Annotated in this window: 10 protein-coding genes; 3 read left to right on the top strand and 7 right to left on the bottom strand. The window is 52.3% G+C overall.

Annotation, left to right across the window (positions count from 1 at the left end; all coding sequences use genetic code 11):
- Nucleotides 1–78: 78 nt before the first annotated feature.
- On the top strand, nt 79–1,338 hold the full coding sequence (rho, locus tag PSCS_RS08475; RefSeq protein WP_068811677.1) for a transcription termination factor Rho: 1,260 nt from the start codon (nt 79–81) through the stop codon (nt 1,336–1,338).
- A gap of 17 nt (nt 1,339–1,355) precedes the next feature.
- Nucleotides 1,356–2,831 carry a 4-hydroxy-3-polyprenylbenzoate decarboxylase gene (gene ubiD / locus PSCS_RS08470; RefSeq protein ID WP_068811676.1) on the top strand — a complete coding sequence of 492 codons (1,476 nt, stop codon included), beginning with the start codon at nt 1,356–1,358 and terminating at the stop codon, nt 2,829–2,831.
- Here ubiD and PSCS_RS08465 read toward each other — a convergent pair whose 3' ends face one another.
- Genes PSCS_RS08465 through hemC form a run of 4 tightly spaced genes read right to left on the bottom strand, consistent with a single transcriptional unit; the run spans nt 2,832 to nt 6,166 of the window.
- Nucleotides 2,832–3,077 (bottom strand): heme biosynthesis HemY N-terminal domain-containing protein, encoded by a 246-nt coding sequence (locus PSCS_RS08465; protein ID WP_068811675.1) that lies wholly within the window; start codon nt 3,075–3,077, stop codon nt 2,832–2,834.
- A gap of 4 nt (nt 3,078–3,081) precedes the next feature.
- Nucleotides 3,082–4,404, bottom strand: a complete 1,323-nt coding sequence (locus PSCS_RS08460) for a uroporphyrinogen-III C-methyltransferase (RefSeq protein WP_068811674.1) — start codon at nt 4,402–4,404, stop codon at nt 3,082–3,084.
- 7 nt (nt 4,405–4,411) lie between these two features.
- Entirely contained in the window at nt 4,412–5,200 is a 789-nt protein-coding gene (locus PSCS_RS08455) for a uroporphyrinogen-III synthase (protein ID WP_082866460.1), read from the bottom strand.
- A gap of 33 nt (nt 5,201–5,233) precedes the next feature.
- On the bottom strand, nt 5,234–6,166 hold the full coding sequence (hemC, locus tag PSCS_RS08450) for a hydroxymethylbilane synthase (protein WP_068811673.1): 933 nt from the start codon (nt 6,164–6,166) through the stop codon (nt 5,234–5,236).
- A 132-nt stretch (nt 6,167–6,298) separates the two neighbouring features.
- Between hemC and argH the strand changes: the two genes are divergently transcribed.
- The gene (argH, locus tag PSCS_RS08445; RefSeq protein WP_068811672.1) at nt 6,299–7,711 is read left to right on the top strand and encodes an argininosuccinate lyase; all 1,413 of its coding nucleotides are present in this window, start codon (nt 6,299–6,301) and stop codon (nt 7,709–7,711) included.
- A 210-nt stretch (nt 7,712–7,921) separates the two neighbouring features.
- On the opposite strand, the gene PSCS_RS08440 is transcribed toward argH, so the two are convergent.
- Genes PSCS_RS08440 through PSCS_RS08430 form a run of 3 tightly spaced genes read right to left on the bottom strand, consistent with a single transcriptional unit; the run spans nt 7,922 to nt 16,153 of the window.
- Nucleotides 7,922–9,733 carry a hybrid sensor histidine kinase/response regulator gene (locus PSCS_RS08440; RefSeq protein ID WP_068811671.1) on the bottom strand — a complete coding sequence of 604 codons (1,812 nt, stop codon included), beginning with the start codon at nt 9,731–9,733 and terminating at the stop codon, nt 7,922–7,924.
- A 4-nt stretch (nt 9,734–9,737) separates the two neighbouring features.
- The gene (locus PSCS_RS08435; RefSeq protein WP_068811670.1) at nt 9,738–15,422 is read right to left on the bottom strand and encodes a GMC family oxidoreductase N-terminal domain-containing protein; all 5,685 of its coding nucleotides are present in this window, start codon (nt 15,420–15,422) and stop codon (nt 9,738–9,740) included.
- Complete coding sequence (locus PSCS_RS08430) at nt 15,419–16,153, bottom strand: response regulator transcription factor (RefSeq protein WP_158662868.1); 735 nt, start codon at nt 16,151–16,153, stop codon at nt 15,419–15,421. The genes PSCS_RS08435 and PSCS_RS08430 overlap by 4 nt, the downstream gene beginning before the upstream one ends.
- Nucleotides 16,154–16,245: the final 92 nt, after the last annotated feature.

Raw genomic sequence — 16,245 nt, 5'->3', positions numbered from 1 at the left:
TTTCTTTATTGCAACGATTATTGGCTGTGCTGCCTGTAATGCAGATTCCCATATCCGAAACCAACTTAACCTTAGCCTATGAATCTTACCGACCTAAAAACGCAGCCCATTGCCAAATTGCTGGAAACAGCACAAGAGATGGGACTGGACAATCTTTCCCGCACCCGTAAACAAGACATTATTTTCTCCATCCTGAAGAAACACGCCAAGAACGGTGAAGACATCAGTGGTGATGGCGTACTGGAGATCCTGCAGGACGGGTTTGGTTTTCTGAGGTCCTCAGATTCATCCTACCTGGCGGGCCCGGACGATATTTATGTCTCTCCCAGCCAGATTCGTCGCTTCAACCTGCGCACAGGTGACACGATTGCTGGCAAAATTCGCCCCCCGAAAGATGGCGAGCGGTATTTTGCACTACTGAAAATTGCTGAGGTCAACTTCGCCAAGCCGGAGAATTCCAAACAGAAAATCCTGTTTGAAAACCTGACCCCACTATTTCCAACCGACCGCCTGCGACTTGAACTGGGCAATGGCAGCACCGAAGACCTCAGTGCTCGGATCATTGACCTCACGGCGCCGATTGGCAAAGGTCAGCGCGGCCTGATCGTCTCCCCGCCCAAAGCCGGTAAAACACTTCTTCTCCAGAACATCGCCCAGTCCATCACTCGTAACAACCCGGAAACCCGCCTGATCGTTCTGCTGATCGACGAGCGTCCGGAAGAAGTGACAGACATGCAGCGTTCTGTACGCGGCGAAGTCGTCGCCAGTACGTTTGACGAGCCACCAGCACGTCACGTACAGGTTGCAGAGATGGTTATCGAGAAAGCCAAGCGCCTGGTCGAACACAAAGAGGACGTGGTTATTCTGCTTGACTCTATTACTCGTCTGGCGCGTGCTTACAACACCATCGTTCCTTCGTCAGGCAAGGTATTGACCGGTGGTGTGGATGCACACGCACTTGAGCGCCCCAAGCGTTTCTTCGGTGCGGCACGTAACCTGGAAGAAGGCGGCAGTCTGACTATCATTGCCACCGCTCTGGTAGAAACCGGCTCCAAAATGGACGAAGTTATCTACGAAGAATTCAAAGGCACAGGTAATATGGAAATCCACCTGGATCGCAAGATTGCCGAAAAACGCATTTATCCGGCCATCAATGTACGCCGTTCCGGCACACGCCGTGAAGAGTTGCTGACATCCGAAGATGAACTGCAACGCGTCTGGATCCTGCGCAAAATCCTCAGTTCCATGGAAGATGTACAAGCCGCAGAGTTCATCATCGACAAGCTGAAGGACAGTAAAACCAACGACGAGTTCTTCAACGCGATGAAGCGTAAATAAGACAACGGACTCCTCGCATGGCCTTTCGCGATTTACGTGAGTTCATCGACATCCTCGAGGCTGAAGGTGAACTCAAGCGCATTCAGGTACCGGTCGACCCCAACCTGGAAATGACAGAAATCTGTGACCGCACGCTGCGTGCTGGCGGTCCGGCTCTGCTGTTTGAAAACCCGGTCGGTCACAGCACACCGGTGCTGGGCAACCTCTTTGGCAACACGCGCCGCATCGCCCTGGCCATGGGGCAGCAGGACCTGGAAGGCCTGCGCGACTTGGGCAAGCTTCTGGCCTTTTTGAAAGAGCCAACGCCTCCTAAAGGATGGAAGGAAATCTGGCAAAATCTGCCCAGCTATAAGCAGATCCTGAACCTGCCTCCTAACGTGAAAAAAAGCGGCCCTTGCCAGGAAGTCCAGATCGACGAGCCGGATATTGATCTGGGCAAATTGCTGCCGATTCAAACCTGCTGGCCCGGCGATGCGGCCCCATTGATTACCTGGCCTCTGGTTATCACTAAAGGCCCGGATAAAGACCGCCAGAACCTTGGCATCTATCGGATGCAGTACCTGGGTGGCAACCGGCTGATCATGCGCTGGCTCTCCCACCGTGGCGGCGCCCTGGATTTTCGTGAGTGGCAACAACAGCATCCTGGCGAACCCTTTCCAGTATCGGTAGCTATTGGCGCCGATCCGGCAACGATTCTCGCAACAGTTACCCCGATACCCGATACATTATCGGAGTACGCCTTTGCAGGGCTGCTACGAGGCGACAAGACCGAAGTGGTCAAATGCCTCACAAATGATCTGCAAGTACCGGCCAGCGCCGAATTCGTGCTTGAAGGCGTGATTGAGCCAGACGACCTGGCTCCGGAAGGTCCCTATGGCGATCACACTGGCTATTATAATGAGGTGGATAACTTCCCGGTTTTTACGGTTAAAAAAATTACTCACCGCAAAGATCCGATCTATCACAGCACCTATACCGGACGCCCACCGGATGAGCCAGCCATGCTCGGCGTTGCCCTGAACGAAGTTTTCGTGCCGCTGCTGCAAAAACAGTTCCCTGAGATAGTCGATTTCTATCTGCCGCCTGAAGGCTGTTCCTATCGCCTGGCAATCATCAGCATCAAAAAACAGTATCCTGGTCATGCCAAACGCGTCATGTTCGGCATCTGGTCCTTCCTGAGACAGTTCATGTACACCAAGTTCGTCATCGTCACAGATGATGACGTGAATATTCGTGACTGGAAAGATGTGATCTGGGCGATGACGACACGGATGGACCCGGCCCGGGACACCATCATGATAGAAAACACCCCGATTGATTATCTGGATTTCGCCTCACCTGTATCCGGACTTGGCTCCAAAGCAGGTTATGACGCCACCAACAAGTGGCCAGGTGAAACAGACAGAGAATGGGGTGAGCCGATTGTCATGGATCCAGCTGTCAAAGCCCGTGTCGATGAGATATGGGACGAGCTCGGCATTGATCAAAACTGATCAGTTGCGCCTTTCCGTTTTGTCAGCCTTCACCCACCGAGCGGGATTCATCCAGCGCAACAGACTCAGAATCAACTTTAGCAGTGCGTAAAGAATGATCATCACCACAATCAGTGCAAACAAGCTGGTTTCAAAGGTGTAATTGCCGTAGGCAATCATAATGTAACCTGGATCACGTACAAGCTGAACCGCCAGGGCAGCGCCAGCAATAAGCGCCAGCAAGATCAGAATAAAGCCTTTTCTCACAGCCCTACTCTCCGCCGTCTACTGAATCAGCCGCCAGCTGACGCACCAGATTTACCGAATCCGTCAATGTCGGCAACGTGGTAGTAACCTCCACATCACGCATCGCATTAAGCTCTGACACCAACTGTACCGCCTGGGCACTATCCTGATTAAGGTAGCGCTGCATGATTGCTTGCAGCTGATCCAGTGTTATCTGGTACATTTCTGCATCGGCCTGAACCACCGCCAATCGGGCCTGTTCGAGTTGCAGCAACATTTGCTGCTTAACAAGCTGCTCCTGATCCGGCATGAGTGAAACTGACTGGTCAGGGTCAGCTTCACGCCAGACAAACACAGTACGAATCAGATTCAGTGCCGCTGCCCACCAGCTTTCCATACCGGCCTCTCCCTGAGCCAGGCGCTGCTGGACCGACTCCACATAAGCTGCCTGGCGCGAAGATGACAGGGACAGGCTATCGAGCTCGCGACTCAGATCATTCAGACGCTCGGCAATGCCAACCCGGTCAGGCAACCGCAATGCTTCCAGCCGCTGAATGTCACGACGCACACTATCCCGGGCGGTATTGGCCAACATACTGTCCTGACGAGATAAAAGATCTTCGACCGTTTTTAACAGCAACATGGCTGAAGCCACATCCGCCTCCATGGCCAGTTTGCGCTGTGCCAGGCGCATCAAATAATTAGCCTCACTATTTAACCAGCCCAGGTCCTGGTTCTGCAGGTCAGTTACCTGCCCTTGCAGTGCTGACACCAACGTGGTGACATCGCGCATATCTTCCGATAGCCGACTTGCTACCCCTTCCATGTTCCTGTTAAGCGAGTTCTGCAGCTCTTCGAGTCGTTGAGCATCCGCCTCAGCATTACTGTCAATTTCAGCCACGGCTTGTTGTAGCAGACTTTCACTTTCACTCAGCCTGGCCACCTGGTTATCCACAGTTTCAGACATTGCCGAACGGGCCTGCTCCAGCTGCTCGCGCATTTGCGCATTTTCCTGCTCCAGCTCAGCAAGTGACGCCTCATATTCCTTTTGCGCCAGCCATTGCTGATACGTAAACCAGCCTCCGGTACCGGCAAGAACCACTATCAGCAGAAAGAGCGCCGCAGCAGAAGCATAAGAGGTTTTGTGTCGACCGTGGACCTGGTTCTTTTTCTCCAGCTCAGCAAGCAATGCAGCTGTATCGACTTTACTGTGTCTCTGCCCGGATGAACCAGCTGCTGACGTGGCAGACGCCTCGGCAGACCGACTCTCATCATTGTTCACATCATCTTCTGCTGGCAATGCCTCACTATCATGGTCATTGCTGGAGCTGCCAGGGTTGTTCGACATCAACTTGCTACCTTGTCATTGAAACCACTTTTTCCAGAGCATCGAGAACTGTCTCATCATCAGCACCTCCGGCATTTATCACAACATTCAGTCCATAATCCATGGCACGCTGCCGCACGCGTTCAGACGGCACCAATACCGGCACCACGCGCAAACTATCAGCATTTTGTCGTGAGCAATGCAGTAACACATCCAGTATTTGGGCACTTGTGACAACAACAGCATTAATGTTTCGGCGCTGAATCAACTCCGACACAACATCCTGAGAATAGTCTGGTGTATGACGACGATAGAGTTCCAGGTAGTCAACCTGGGCACCACGTTTGCGTAATGTCTCGGCGATTAGCTCTCTTCCGCCCACACCACGGAATAAAGCAATACGCTTGCCTTGTGCCTGTTTTAATCCTGGCAGAGCCAGGAGATCCTCACTGGTCACGCCCTTATCAGATACATGGACCGGCCAGTCAAAGTGACGCAGGATTTTCGCGGTACCGGGCCCAACAGCGTAGGCTTCCAGCCCGACAGGAAGTTGCGGCCAGTACTGATCGATCCACTCCATGCCCAGCTGAGCCGCATTACTACTAATAAAAATCGCCGCATCATACTGATCCAGGGAGAGAATTCTGGACTTTATGCCTTCTCTCGCATCGTCATCCATTTCCGGCTCAATTTCGATTAAAGGCAGCTCACAAACATCCCCCTGCCGCTGGCGAATTGCTCGCGCCAGGCTGTCTGAACGCCCTGAAGGTCGGGTCAGCAAAACCGTCAAGCCAGACAAGTCGTGCTGTTTACTCATATTTCTGCCTGCTACTTAGACAAATAGTGCGGATTAACTGTTAGCGTATAATTCTGCCAGGATTTTGTCAGCCCCTTGCGCCAGCAAGTGCTCGGCAGCCTCAATCCCCATCTTTTCAGCATCACGACGGTGCCCGGTTTTTTCCGTGCGCAAAATCGTCTTGCCATCGACTGAGCCAACCAGCCCACGCAACCAAAGATCATCGCCATTCAACTCGGCGTAACAGGCAATCGGCACCTGACACCCGCCTTCGAGGCGACGATTCAGGGCACGCTCGGCCATCACCCGATCTGCAGTATCAACATCATGCAGCGGTTTGAGCAACTCGATGACCCTGGCATCGTCGCTGCGACATTCTATGCCAACCGCTCCCTGACCGCCTGCTGGTAAAGACAGGGTGTCGGGCAGATACTGAGCAATTCGTGACTCCATCTTGAGTCGCAGCAAACCGGCAGAGGCCAGCACAATTGCATCAAACTCACCGCTGTCCAGTTTGCCCAGACGGGTCTGAACATTCCCTCTCAGGCTGCTGATCTTCAGGTCTGGCCGTGCTGCCATCAGCTGGCATTGTCGGCGCAAGCTTGCAGTACCGACATGAGCCCCCTGTGGCAACTCATCGACGGAATGATAATGATTGGAGACAAAAGCATCTCTGGGGTCTTCCCGTGGACAGATCACAGGTAAAAAGAGCCCATCAGGAAACTCCATCGGCACATCTTTCATCGAGTGCACTGCAATATCAGCCTCACCCGATAACATGGCCACTTCCAGCTCTTTCACAAACAGGGCTTTACCGCCAATTTTGGCCAATGGCGTATCAAGGATCTTGTCTCCTCGAGTCGCGATACCGACCAGTTCAACCTGCAACTCCGGGTTACGTGCCAGCAGTTCATCGCGGACATATTCGGCTTGCCACAACGCCAGCGGGCTGCGCCGCGTGGCAATACGAATGGTTTCTGCGCTCATATTCCTTCCAATTACATAATCATGACTAGATGGCCAACATTCTACGCCAAATCGCGATTTAATGCGCCCTCGCAGACTGCCAGCCCGGTGCATGCTATACTCTTCCGCCACTTTTCAACCAGGTAGGGACTGATGAGTAATTCGGGAAAGACACAAGGCAGCGGCTCCAACACGCTTTGGGGCGGTCGGTTTTCAGAAGCGACGGATGAATTCGTACAACGCTTCACCGCATCGGTAAGTTTTGACCAACGCATGGCGAACCAGGATATAACCGGGTCTGTCGCCCATGCACGCATGCTGGAGAAGGCAGGCATTCTGAGCGCTGACGAATGTAAAAGCATCATCGATTGCCTGGAAGCCATTCGCATCGACATCGCCGAAGGACGCATGGAGTGGTCGGTTGCGCTGGAAGATGTGCACATGAACATCGAAGCCGAACTCACCAAACGCATTGGCCCTACCGGCAAGAAACTGCACACTGGCCGTTCCCGAAACGACCAGGTAGCCACGGATATACGCCTGTATGTCCGGGATGCCATTGATCATCTGACCGGTGAGTTAACGCGTCTGCAATATGCCCTGGTTGAATTGGCAGAGCGGGAAGCGGACACCATCATGCCGGGCTTCACGCACCTGCAAACAGCTCAACCGGTGACTTTTGGTCATCATATGCTGGCCTGGTACGAGATGCTGGACCGTGATCACAGCCGACTCCTGGACTGTCGCAAGCGGATGAACGTCTCCCCGCTGGGATCAGCAGCCCTGGCAGGCACAACCTACCCGATTGACCGTCACTTTACTGCCGAGCAGTTAGGCTTCGACGGCCCGTCTCGCAATTCACTGGATTCAGTGAGTGACCGCGACTTTGCCATCGAACTCAGCGCCTGCGGCTCGTTAATCATGACCCATCTGTCACGATTCTCAGAAGAGCTGGTTTTGTGGACTTCAGCTCAGTTTGACTTTATAGACCTTCCGGACAGGTTCTGCACTGGCTCATCCATCATGCCTCAGAAAAAGAACCCGGATGTACCGGAGCTGATCCGAGGCAAAACAGGTCGCGTGCACGGGCACTTGATTTCATTGCTGACGCTGATGAAATCCCAGCCCCTTGCCTACAACAAAGACAACCAGGAAGACAAAGAGCCCATTTTTGATCTCTTGGACACCCTGAGCGACTGCCTCAAGGCCTACGCAGACATGATGCCAGCTATTACGACCCGCAAAGAAAACATGCTGACTGCCGCGCGTAAAGGCTATGCAACCGCCACTGACCTGGCTGACTATTTAGTCAAAAAAGGCATGCCCTTCCGTGACGCACATGAAGTCGTCGGAAAATCGGTTGCCTACGGCATTGAACAGAAAAAAGACCTGGGCGAACTGAGTCTGAGCGAGTTGCAGCAGTTCTCAGACAGCATTAGCGAAGATGTATTCGATGTATTAACGCTGGAAGGTTCAGTGGCTGCACGTAATCACATCGGTGGCACAGCACCCGAGCAAGTACGGGCTGCAGCAGCCAATTGCCGGATACTGCTCCAGCAACGCTAGGAACTATCTAACATACTACCCAAAAAATAAGAGGCTGGACAATCCATGAGTCCAGCCTCGAATGGGAGTATTCACAATTTAGCTTTTTTATCCAACCAGCTCTGCAAAAGCAAACGCTAATCGGACGCCCTGCTGTCAGGGAGGGTCCTTCCCCCCATGTGACTATCCATGTCGGGCCCAGCTTGTTGCCGATAGTGCCACAGGCAACAATCAAGACATATTAGCCATATGGGTTAGTGTTTCCTGAAGCTGCAAGTGTTCAACAGGTTTAACCAGCACTTTGAATCCTGCCCCTTTCAAGGTATTGAGGCGAGTACTGTTAGCGTTTCCTGTGACCAGAAGTATTTTGGATGTCGGCACTGTCGTCTGCAGTTGCCTGGCCAGATCCAGACCGGTCAGTTCATCATCCAGCATATCATCAAGCATGATGAGGTCATACTGACTTGCTTGCGGCAGGTAAAAGCGAAAATTTTTCACATCAGCGACTGCGTCAACATAGCATCCCCAGGTATTGAGGAGGGAGGTCATGGCATCAAGGATTGAGTGATCATCATCAACAATCAACACTTTCTTTCCCGACAGCACTTGCCCATCTACATCCTTACTCAGCATGGGCTCCGGCTCGACAATCTCATCAACCACAATTCGGTTTGGCAGCAACAAGTTAAATGTACTGCCCCCACCCAGGCTCGATTTCAAGGTAATTTTAATATCCAGCAGACTGGCAATACGTTTCACAATCGCCAGACCAAGCCCGGTGCCTTTCGCGGTTTGTCGGGCCTTGTTACTCACCTGATAATAATCCTGAAAGATTCTCTGCTGCTCTTCCAATGAGATACCCACACCCGTGTCTATGACCGCAATATTCAACCCGTGCTGAACCCGCCTGGTATGCAAGCTGACCGCACCACTCTCGGTATAACGTACCGCATTGGTAACCAGGTTTCGCACCATACGTTCCATCAATAACATATCAGAACGAATCACGATGGGAGTGGTGTACAGGTGCAAGGAAATATCTTTTTGCTGCGCTTCCTGTTGTGCGGCATCAGCAATATTTTTCAACATATGGTCGAGACGAAACTCTGCCTCGTCGGCAGTGACCACACCGGCATCAAACTTAGACAAATCCAGCAAGCTGTTAAACTGTTCATGAAGCAGGGTGGTGGTCTCATCAATCCGGTCGACAACATTCAATACTTTCTCGTCCTGAACCATATGACGCAGACTACCTAAAAACAGCGTCAACGCGTGCAAGGGCTGCCTTAGGTCATGACTGGCAGCCGCCATAAAACGATTCTTCTCTTCATTGGCTGAAGTCGCCATATCCAGCGCTTTCTGGATAATGAGCTTATCCTTTTCCAACTTGATGTTCTGCGCCCTGTTTTCATCCCGCATTCGAATTGAGTCCGCAAAAATATTGGAATTTCGTCGAGCGAATTCATTTAACAGGATAGCAATGGCAATAATAGCCGCGCTGACCTCAATCTCAGCAGGCTGAACAAATATAGTCAGATAAACAAAGGCCTGTCCGAGATTGGTAATGAGCAACACCCAAAAGCCACGGAAGTGAATGGAAGAATTGACCGTGGTGCCAATCGCGTAAATTAAAGAGAGCAGGATGAGGGCGAATACCGACCTCGGTGACCCTCCAAGACCAACCATCCAGAAACCTGCGCCGACCGCCAATGTGCTGAACAATGACGTCAGATAAAGGTTCACTTCATTACGATATAGCGCCGGCACTGTCGCTAGCGACAATCCTGCCTCCACCCTGCGACAGACCATTACCCGGATAACTGCAGCTAATGCAATAAGACTCAACCACAGCACCAGCGCACCACTGTCGACCTCATCCCAAAGGCCATAGAGGTAAACCAGTCCTGACAGTATGACCAGCCACAATGATTTATGAGACTGAGCCACTCTTACCCGCTGAGATTCTCGCGTCAGGCTAAGCAGGCCGGCGTCGAGGGACTGTTCATAACGACTAAACCCAACAATGTAATCAAGAACCTTCATGGTGTTAATCCAGCGCTAACTCGATTTTGTCTGTGATGGCATCACCGTAACCGTCATAACAACTCAGCTCAAGAACAAAGTGCGAAAGTTGATGCCGCAATGTTAAACGCGTGAAATGCTGAGCGGCATCACTCATCAGGCGTTGTTCCCCGGCAACTCTGACTGCATTTTCCTGACCATGATGCGTCAGCATAAAGTCAAAAGGCTCGTGCCAGTCATAAGCTGCCGGGTTGGCATTGGCAAATGGAAGTGGCGCGTACAGACCCGAACTGCATATCTGCGTTATTTTCACCATACTACCATCAGTTGTTGTAAGTGAAAGTCGGGCCGTACAGGACAGGTGCGGATCCCCGCACAACCACACCAGGTGACCTGCAACTTTACTCTCTGAAATCAGTTTTGCCAGACTGGACAGGAAGGCCGGATAGGCCAGTAGTGAATCTTCGTTAACCGCCAGCTCGGGGTACTGACTGACTGACCGGCTAACCGGAGCGATCGGTGATCCACTGACCAGGAAAATGACCGGCTCCCCAGCCTGGGCGGAAAACCATTGCTGCAGTGCGTGCCACTGCTCATCATCCAGCAGACGCATCTCGCGCTCAGTCTCAGGCTGGGTAACTCGCTGGAAACGGCTGTCTATCACAAAAAAAGGATACCCCATGCTTTCAAAATCGTACCAGAGTTTTGCCATTTCAGGTTCAGGCGACTGCGGTCGTACATGGCGTTGAAACAGTGCTGCCATCTGGCGCGCATAATGAAATTCTGCCTGGTCCCCCTGGTGAATGCCACGCCAGTTATCACGGTATTCATGATCATCAACAGCAAAGTAACTGGGCACATGGCTGAAAAGGCGGCGAGCAGCCGGGTTCGCCAATGCTAACTGGTAAGGGTTGCGGTAGCGCTCATAGTGCGTTTTGGGATCAAAAAGATCGGCTGTGGCATCGGCGTATATCTGGTCACCAAGCAAAACAATAGCATCCACACCTGCCCATGTATCATCTACAGCCGGACTAACATGACGGAACATTCCACTAAATACCTGCTGTGCCAGTTCCCGATCAAGTGGAGTACCGGGATAGAAACATGAACCCAGCAGCAACCTCAACCTGTCTTCTTCGTCGGCACGATCTGCCAGATCTGTCTGATTCTTTTCGCTGTGCTTTTGTTGCTGTTTTTCCAGTCCCCTTGACACCCAGTCGAGATCTGCAAGATTAACGCTTACACTATCTTTTTCATCCGGGAACTTATGATCATCGACCGGGTAGTCAAACGCCCAACTTATCTGTCGATCTGACTCTGGAAAAACCACCCGGCCTAACCAGAACTCTCGTTCTGAATAAGCTGTCGATGGCAACGGTGTCACCATGTCTTTCACCAACTCGTGATCTGTCGTCAGGGCTGTCGCCTCAAGCGCACAAAAACCCTGTTCCTCTGCCCAGACCGTCAACTCAAGCTGCCCACTTTCATGCCATTGCGGCCGCGAGATGACTGGTCCCGCTTTAGGGCGTGTCACAGGTTTTTGACGTTGCTGGCTACCAGCACTGGACCAAAATCTCTGCAAATCGGCATGACTTACATCTGCTCTGGAGTAAGTTTCGGTCACTGACTTGCGCTCTACAGCCTCAAAGAAACGATGCAGTCGCGGGAAGACATCGAGATGACCACTTTTGCTGAAAATCATGTCCATGTGGCCATAATCATTGAGCACTTCTATCCAGATATTTTCTTCAGCATATTGATTGGGGCTCAAGGGCCCGACAGGCAGTACCCCGGTACGCTCCTTGATGCGCAGTCGCGTTAACTGATCCGCTGAATGGCGCGAGGACGCCATATCAAACACTGTATTGCGATTGCCGTGCAGGAACATTGTCGGAAACGTCCAGTGAGCGGCAAAATTATCAGCCTTAACAAAATCATTATTACCACTTTTGCTGGATAGCAGGCCTCTTGTCATCGAGAAATACACCTGTTGCATGACTCCGATAGGCACCGGCCCGATCATCCCTGCAAACTCCCGGCGGGTTTTCCGGCTGATATTCTCATTCCACCATTGGCGGCCCCAGAAAATGGTATATCGTGTATAAATTGAGCGCGCAAACCCGGGGCCACGCCAATCCCGAAAGCCATATAACCACCGCCACTGTTTACTCTCATCTCGGTTGACCGCCAGCGCAGCCAGCCTGTCATAAATCAACTCCAATGGTTTCGGGTCACGGTAAGGCAATGGTTCTATCACCTTAATGGGCTCAAGTTCTTTGATCAAAGCCCAGGCATTAGCTCGCACCCGGTTTTCTGCAGAAGCGGTCAACCACGGTGTTACCGCATGAGGGACAAGTGATGCCAGCATCGAACGCTGACTCAACTGACCTTCTGGGGTGCGATAATCGTAATCAAGGTCACCTTTTAATGCTGACATGGATATGGCACCAGCGCCGATACAGTGGGCAAAAACATGGATACCCTTTTCCTGCCCCGGCAACGATAGCCTGTTCGCCTGGTTAAATGCCGTTTTCACGGCCCAGGGCACATCCCGGTGTGCTATTTGTTCCCAGGTGTGCTCCGGATCAATGTGTCTGACATAGTTTGCGCTGACACGATGATCCAGTATCCAGACATCATAATTTTTATTCAGAAAATACTGCGTAAAATTGCAGGTGATAGTATCCGTCCAGAAAACACGACTACTGTGCGCCAACCCATGTATGAGCAGGATTGAACGGCGCGATTCAACTCCACCGTGTGAAGGCTGGTATCGAACCAGGCGGGCAACCGGTATGGGTTTACCGTTAACCATTTCTGCATTTTCGTATTTCTCTTTCGGCAGGCTGTGGTGCTCACCATTGTCACCGTAGAAAATCATATCCGGCGGCTCGTAATAACGCCCTTGCTTTTCCGTGGTTTCAATCGCTTTGCGCTTGGCATACTGCGCATAATCGGGCGCGGCAAATGACCAGAAATGCGTTTTCATGACCAAACGCAAGGCATACATACCAAACCCGGCAGCAGCCATCACCGAGGTAGGCAAATCCGGCGAACGCGTAATCTGCAGCGGTGCAGGACCTTGACTGATACGCTGACCATCCAGCTCCAGCACGGCAGTATCACACTGTCTGCCCTGGCGTATTGTCACGGGCAACACCATCAGGGCACGCAGCAAATCATCAGCCGCCAATCGATAGCAAAGTGTTTTTTCTCCCTGAATTTTCAAGCCCTGCTCTGACTCAAACCGATAACTCAACAGGCGTGGCTCGGCTTGCAGCGCGGCAATGCGGATAAAACTTTTTATTTCTGCCCAGATGCCCCTGTTATGTTTCTGCTTTTGCCCTGATTCTTTACCAAATCTCACTTGCCAGGCTTTCTCGGGTAATATGAAACGTGCCGGGCCAGCAGGAATCCGGCATAGCAGATCCAGACCCCGGTAACGCAGGTAGCGCAGCAGAGCACTGATGATACCCAGTGTTTTCTTGATCATCCCCTGAGACCTGGGTATGCCTATACATACCTCACCAGTCAGTGTCGCTAAAGGGACCAGGTGGCGATCTTCGGTTGTCAGAATACTGCCCTTGGTGTCACAGCTTAGTGTGGCCCGAGCATTTAAGGGTGAAGCGGGATGTTGTAACCACTGGTCCAGCGAGTTGTCTTGTGCGAAGAAAAATGACACATCAAGAACAAGTGATTTCGTATCAGCGTCTATAGTGTCCAGACCAGTCAGTGATATGAGTCGTTGCAGCGATGGGTTTTTCCCGCGTCGACTCCAGGGCAAAAAAGACCGTTTACTGTCATCCAGGTGCATCACCAGACGTTCATTAAAACGTGCTTCAACGCGCTTGTCAGTCGCAGAGCGCAGCCGCCGGGGCTCACCAGGCGGAATCTCGCGAAATGCCTCTTCCAGGACGGGGAAGTGACTGGCAAAAACTGCCTTTTTCCCTGACAGTTGCTGACGTATTTTTCGCCCCAAACAAAAACTCAGAGAGGCTATCGTTAAAAACGGGTTTGTGCCAACCGGGCCGGGCAAAATGGCACCGTCTGTCACATAAAGCCCACTCCATACACTCTCATCGCCACCCTCTTCCAAAGAAAATACCTGCCCGTCAGGGTTGACCACCCCCTCTTCAGGCTTGCCCCCCATTGCGCAACCACCCAGCGGGTGCACTGACAGGGCCAGGCCACTAAGAGCATCTGCACCCTCAACAACATTCTGGAAGGCAGGAGGCAAGGGCTGTGAGAGGATATTCGGAGAGTACAGCCCCGCATCAAAAGCAACTGCTTCATGCTGCCTTAACGCCCGATCCAGTACGGCATAATAACTATCATCACTGTCTTCCGCCGGCCAACTTGGGCGAATACCGTCATCCTCCCACTGCAGACACCCCTGCCCTTCATCGTGTCCCATTATCAGCAAGGTTTGCGAATGTCTGGCCAGTTCATCTGAACGAGCAAGCAGGTCATGCTCCGGATTGGCCTGATGCCAATGCGACAACTTGCCATCACCGAAGTGACGCAACAATGCCTGACTGGCGATCATTTCCTGCCAGACATCCCGGAGCGCGTTGGGTATAACAGCATCCTCTACAGTAACTGGCGGAGCCCTGTCATCTATATTGATCGATGCCATCCCGGAAATAGTCGGTCCGACTGCATCAGTGGCGATAATATCGGGACCAGGGAAAGGGGCTTGTTTACTTGCTTGTTGCTTCTGACCAATACCAAACACCAACGCATCGCCATTTGTCGAAAATCGCTGCCCCAGCATTGGCGATAAGGACAGTCCGGCTTCTTCACGAGAGCGCATCAGTATTTCGGTGCTACCCAGCGTACCCGCCCCCAGTATCACCGTTTTGCAATTAACCATGAAACGCTGCTCAGGCTGGCCAGCAACCTGACAATGAACCAACCAGCGGCCGCCTTCTTCGCGAGACAGATGGCTCACTACAACCCCGGTAAACAGCTCCGCACCCAGCTGTCTCGCCAGCGGCCAGGCATTCATATTAAGGGAACCCTTGGCACCGGAGTGACAACCAGTAACGCAATTACCGCAGTTATTACAGGGAGCATGCCGGGCGCTGTGAGGCGTAGGGCCATCAAAATTGATCGTCAACGGCGCCGGCTCTGCCTTCCCCCCCATTGCTGAAGCGCTTCGCCCCAGGCTCTGAAAAGAAACATTATTGGCAATATCCGGGTGCCGGGACACACCTAGCAATTTCTCAATCCGCGGCACAACTGACATCAACTCCGTATGCCAGCGACCGCTCTCGAGCGTGTTTGCACCAGGCCATTTGTCCAGCACAGCGGCGGAAGGCCGGGCTGCGACATTGGCATTAACCAGTGAAGTGCCACCCAGGCCACGCCCACTGACTGTTACAACATTATCTCCCAGCCTGACGTCCCAGAGCCCCCGACTGTTTATTGAACCACTGCCCACTTCGCCGGGCAGGTCTGACAAATTGCCCGGAAAATCACCAGGCACGTACTCTTTGCCGCGCTCAAAAATCCATATTCGTTCTGACAGCTGCTGACCATCCTGATCAGGCTCCAGCAAGGCAAGTGCCGCCATTGCAGCACCATAGCCGGAGCCAACGATCAGCACGTCCGTTTCAATCTGATGGGTATGGCGATTGCCAGGCTTTGTATAGGGGTAGTGCTCATCCTGCAGCAAACGCTCTACCGGTTTAGATAACCAGTGCGTCACTGACTTGCGATCTCCTCATATTGAACAATGTGCCCCGGTTGTATACCAAGCTGGGCAGCAGCATAAACAGCCTCCGTCCGGTTCTGAACACCGAGCGTGCGAAACGCGACGGAAAGGTGTGCTTTGACTGTGTGATCCGATATCTCAAGCTCACGCGCAATCACTTTGTTGGACTTGCCCTGAACCGCTTTCATCAGCACTTCAAATTGTCGGCGGGACAGGTTAGCCATATTAGAGTCGGCGTACCTTTGCATAGCCCCGCTTGATCTGACTGCTGATGGCTGCGAGATGCCTTGAGGCCTCAGGGCATGCTTGGGCAAGTATGTTCCACCGCCAAGAACGACTCGCAATGCGTTGCATAACTCATCTCGCGACGATGACTTGGGAATATAGGCAGAGGCTCCCAGCTCAATTGATTCACGAATGACACGCGGGTCCTCTTCGCCCGAAACCACTACCAGATTGGCACTTTCATAGGCATCACGGCAGGCACGCAAAGCGCTCATGCCACCCACGCCAGGCATGTAGTAATCCATTAAAATCAGGTCGATAGGCTGGTCTGGCTGGATTTTTAACGCTTCATCCAGGCTACCAGCCTCATAATAGGCCACTTTTTCGTCCAGGACCGGCAATAGAAACTTGAGCCCTTCACGAAACAGGTCATGATCATCTATCAGCAATATATGCACCTGCTCGCTCCTTCCTGTATAGCCAGCATAATAGCTTTCCATGTTGTTATTTCCCCGTCGTGTAAGCATATCGCCTTGTCATGTCCATGTGTAGCCAAGAACTGTCGCATAACGTGTCAGACAGGACGACTAGC

It is taken from the genome of Pseudohongiella nitratireducens, assembly GCF_001642735.1.
Lineage (GTDB): Bacteria > Pseudomonadota > Gammaproteobacteria > Pseudomonadales > Pseudohongiellaceae > Pseudohongiella > Pseudohongiella nitratireducens.
Note: the sequence above shows the minus strand (reverse complement) of the source record. Positions and strands in the feature narration are given on the sequence as shown.

Bases quoted from the DNA above. Each gene is read 5' to 3' on its own strand.
- rho (WP_068811677.1), top strand. From the start codon at position 79: ATGAATCTTACCGACCTAAAAACGCAGCCCATTGCCAAATTGCTGGAA.
- ubiD (WP_068811676.1), top strand. From the start codon at position 1,356: ATGGCCTTTCGCGATTTACGTGAGTTCATCGACATCCTCGAGGCTGAA.
- PSCS_RS08460 (WP_068811674.1), bottom strand. From the start codon at position 4,404: ATGTCGAACAACCCTGGCAGCTCCAGCAATGACCATGATAGTGAGGCA.
- PSCS_RS08455 (WP_082866460.1), bottom strand. From the start codon at position 5,200: ATGAGTAAACAGCACGACTTGTCTGGCTTGACGGTTTTGCTGACCCGA.
- hemC (WP_068811673.1), bottom strand. From the start codon at position 6,166: ATGAGCGCAGAAACCATTCGTATTGCCACGCGGCGCAGCCCGCTGGCG.
- argH (WP_068811672.1), top strand. From the start codon at position 6,299: ATGAGTAATTCGGGAAAGACACAAGGCAGCGGCTCCAACACGCTTTGG.
- PSCS_RS08440 (WP_068811671.1), bottom strand. From the start codon at position 9,733: ATGAAGGTTCTTGATTACATTGTTGGGTTTAGTCGTTATGAACAGTCC.
- PSCS_RS08430 (WP_158662868.1), bottom strand. From the start codon at position 16,153: ATGGAAAGCTATTATGCTGGCTATACAGGAAGGAGCGAGCAGGTGCAT.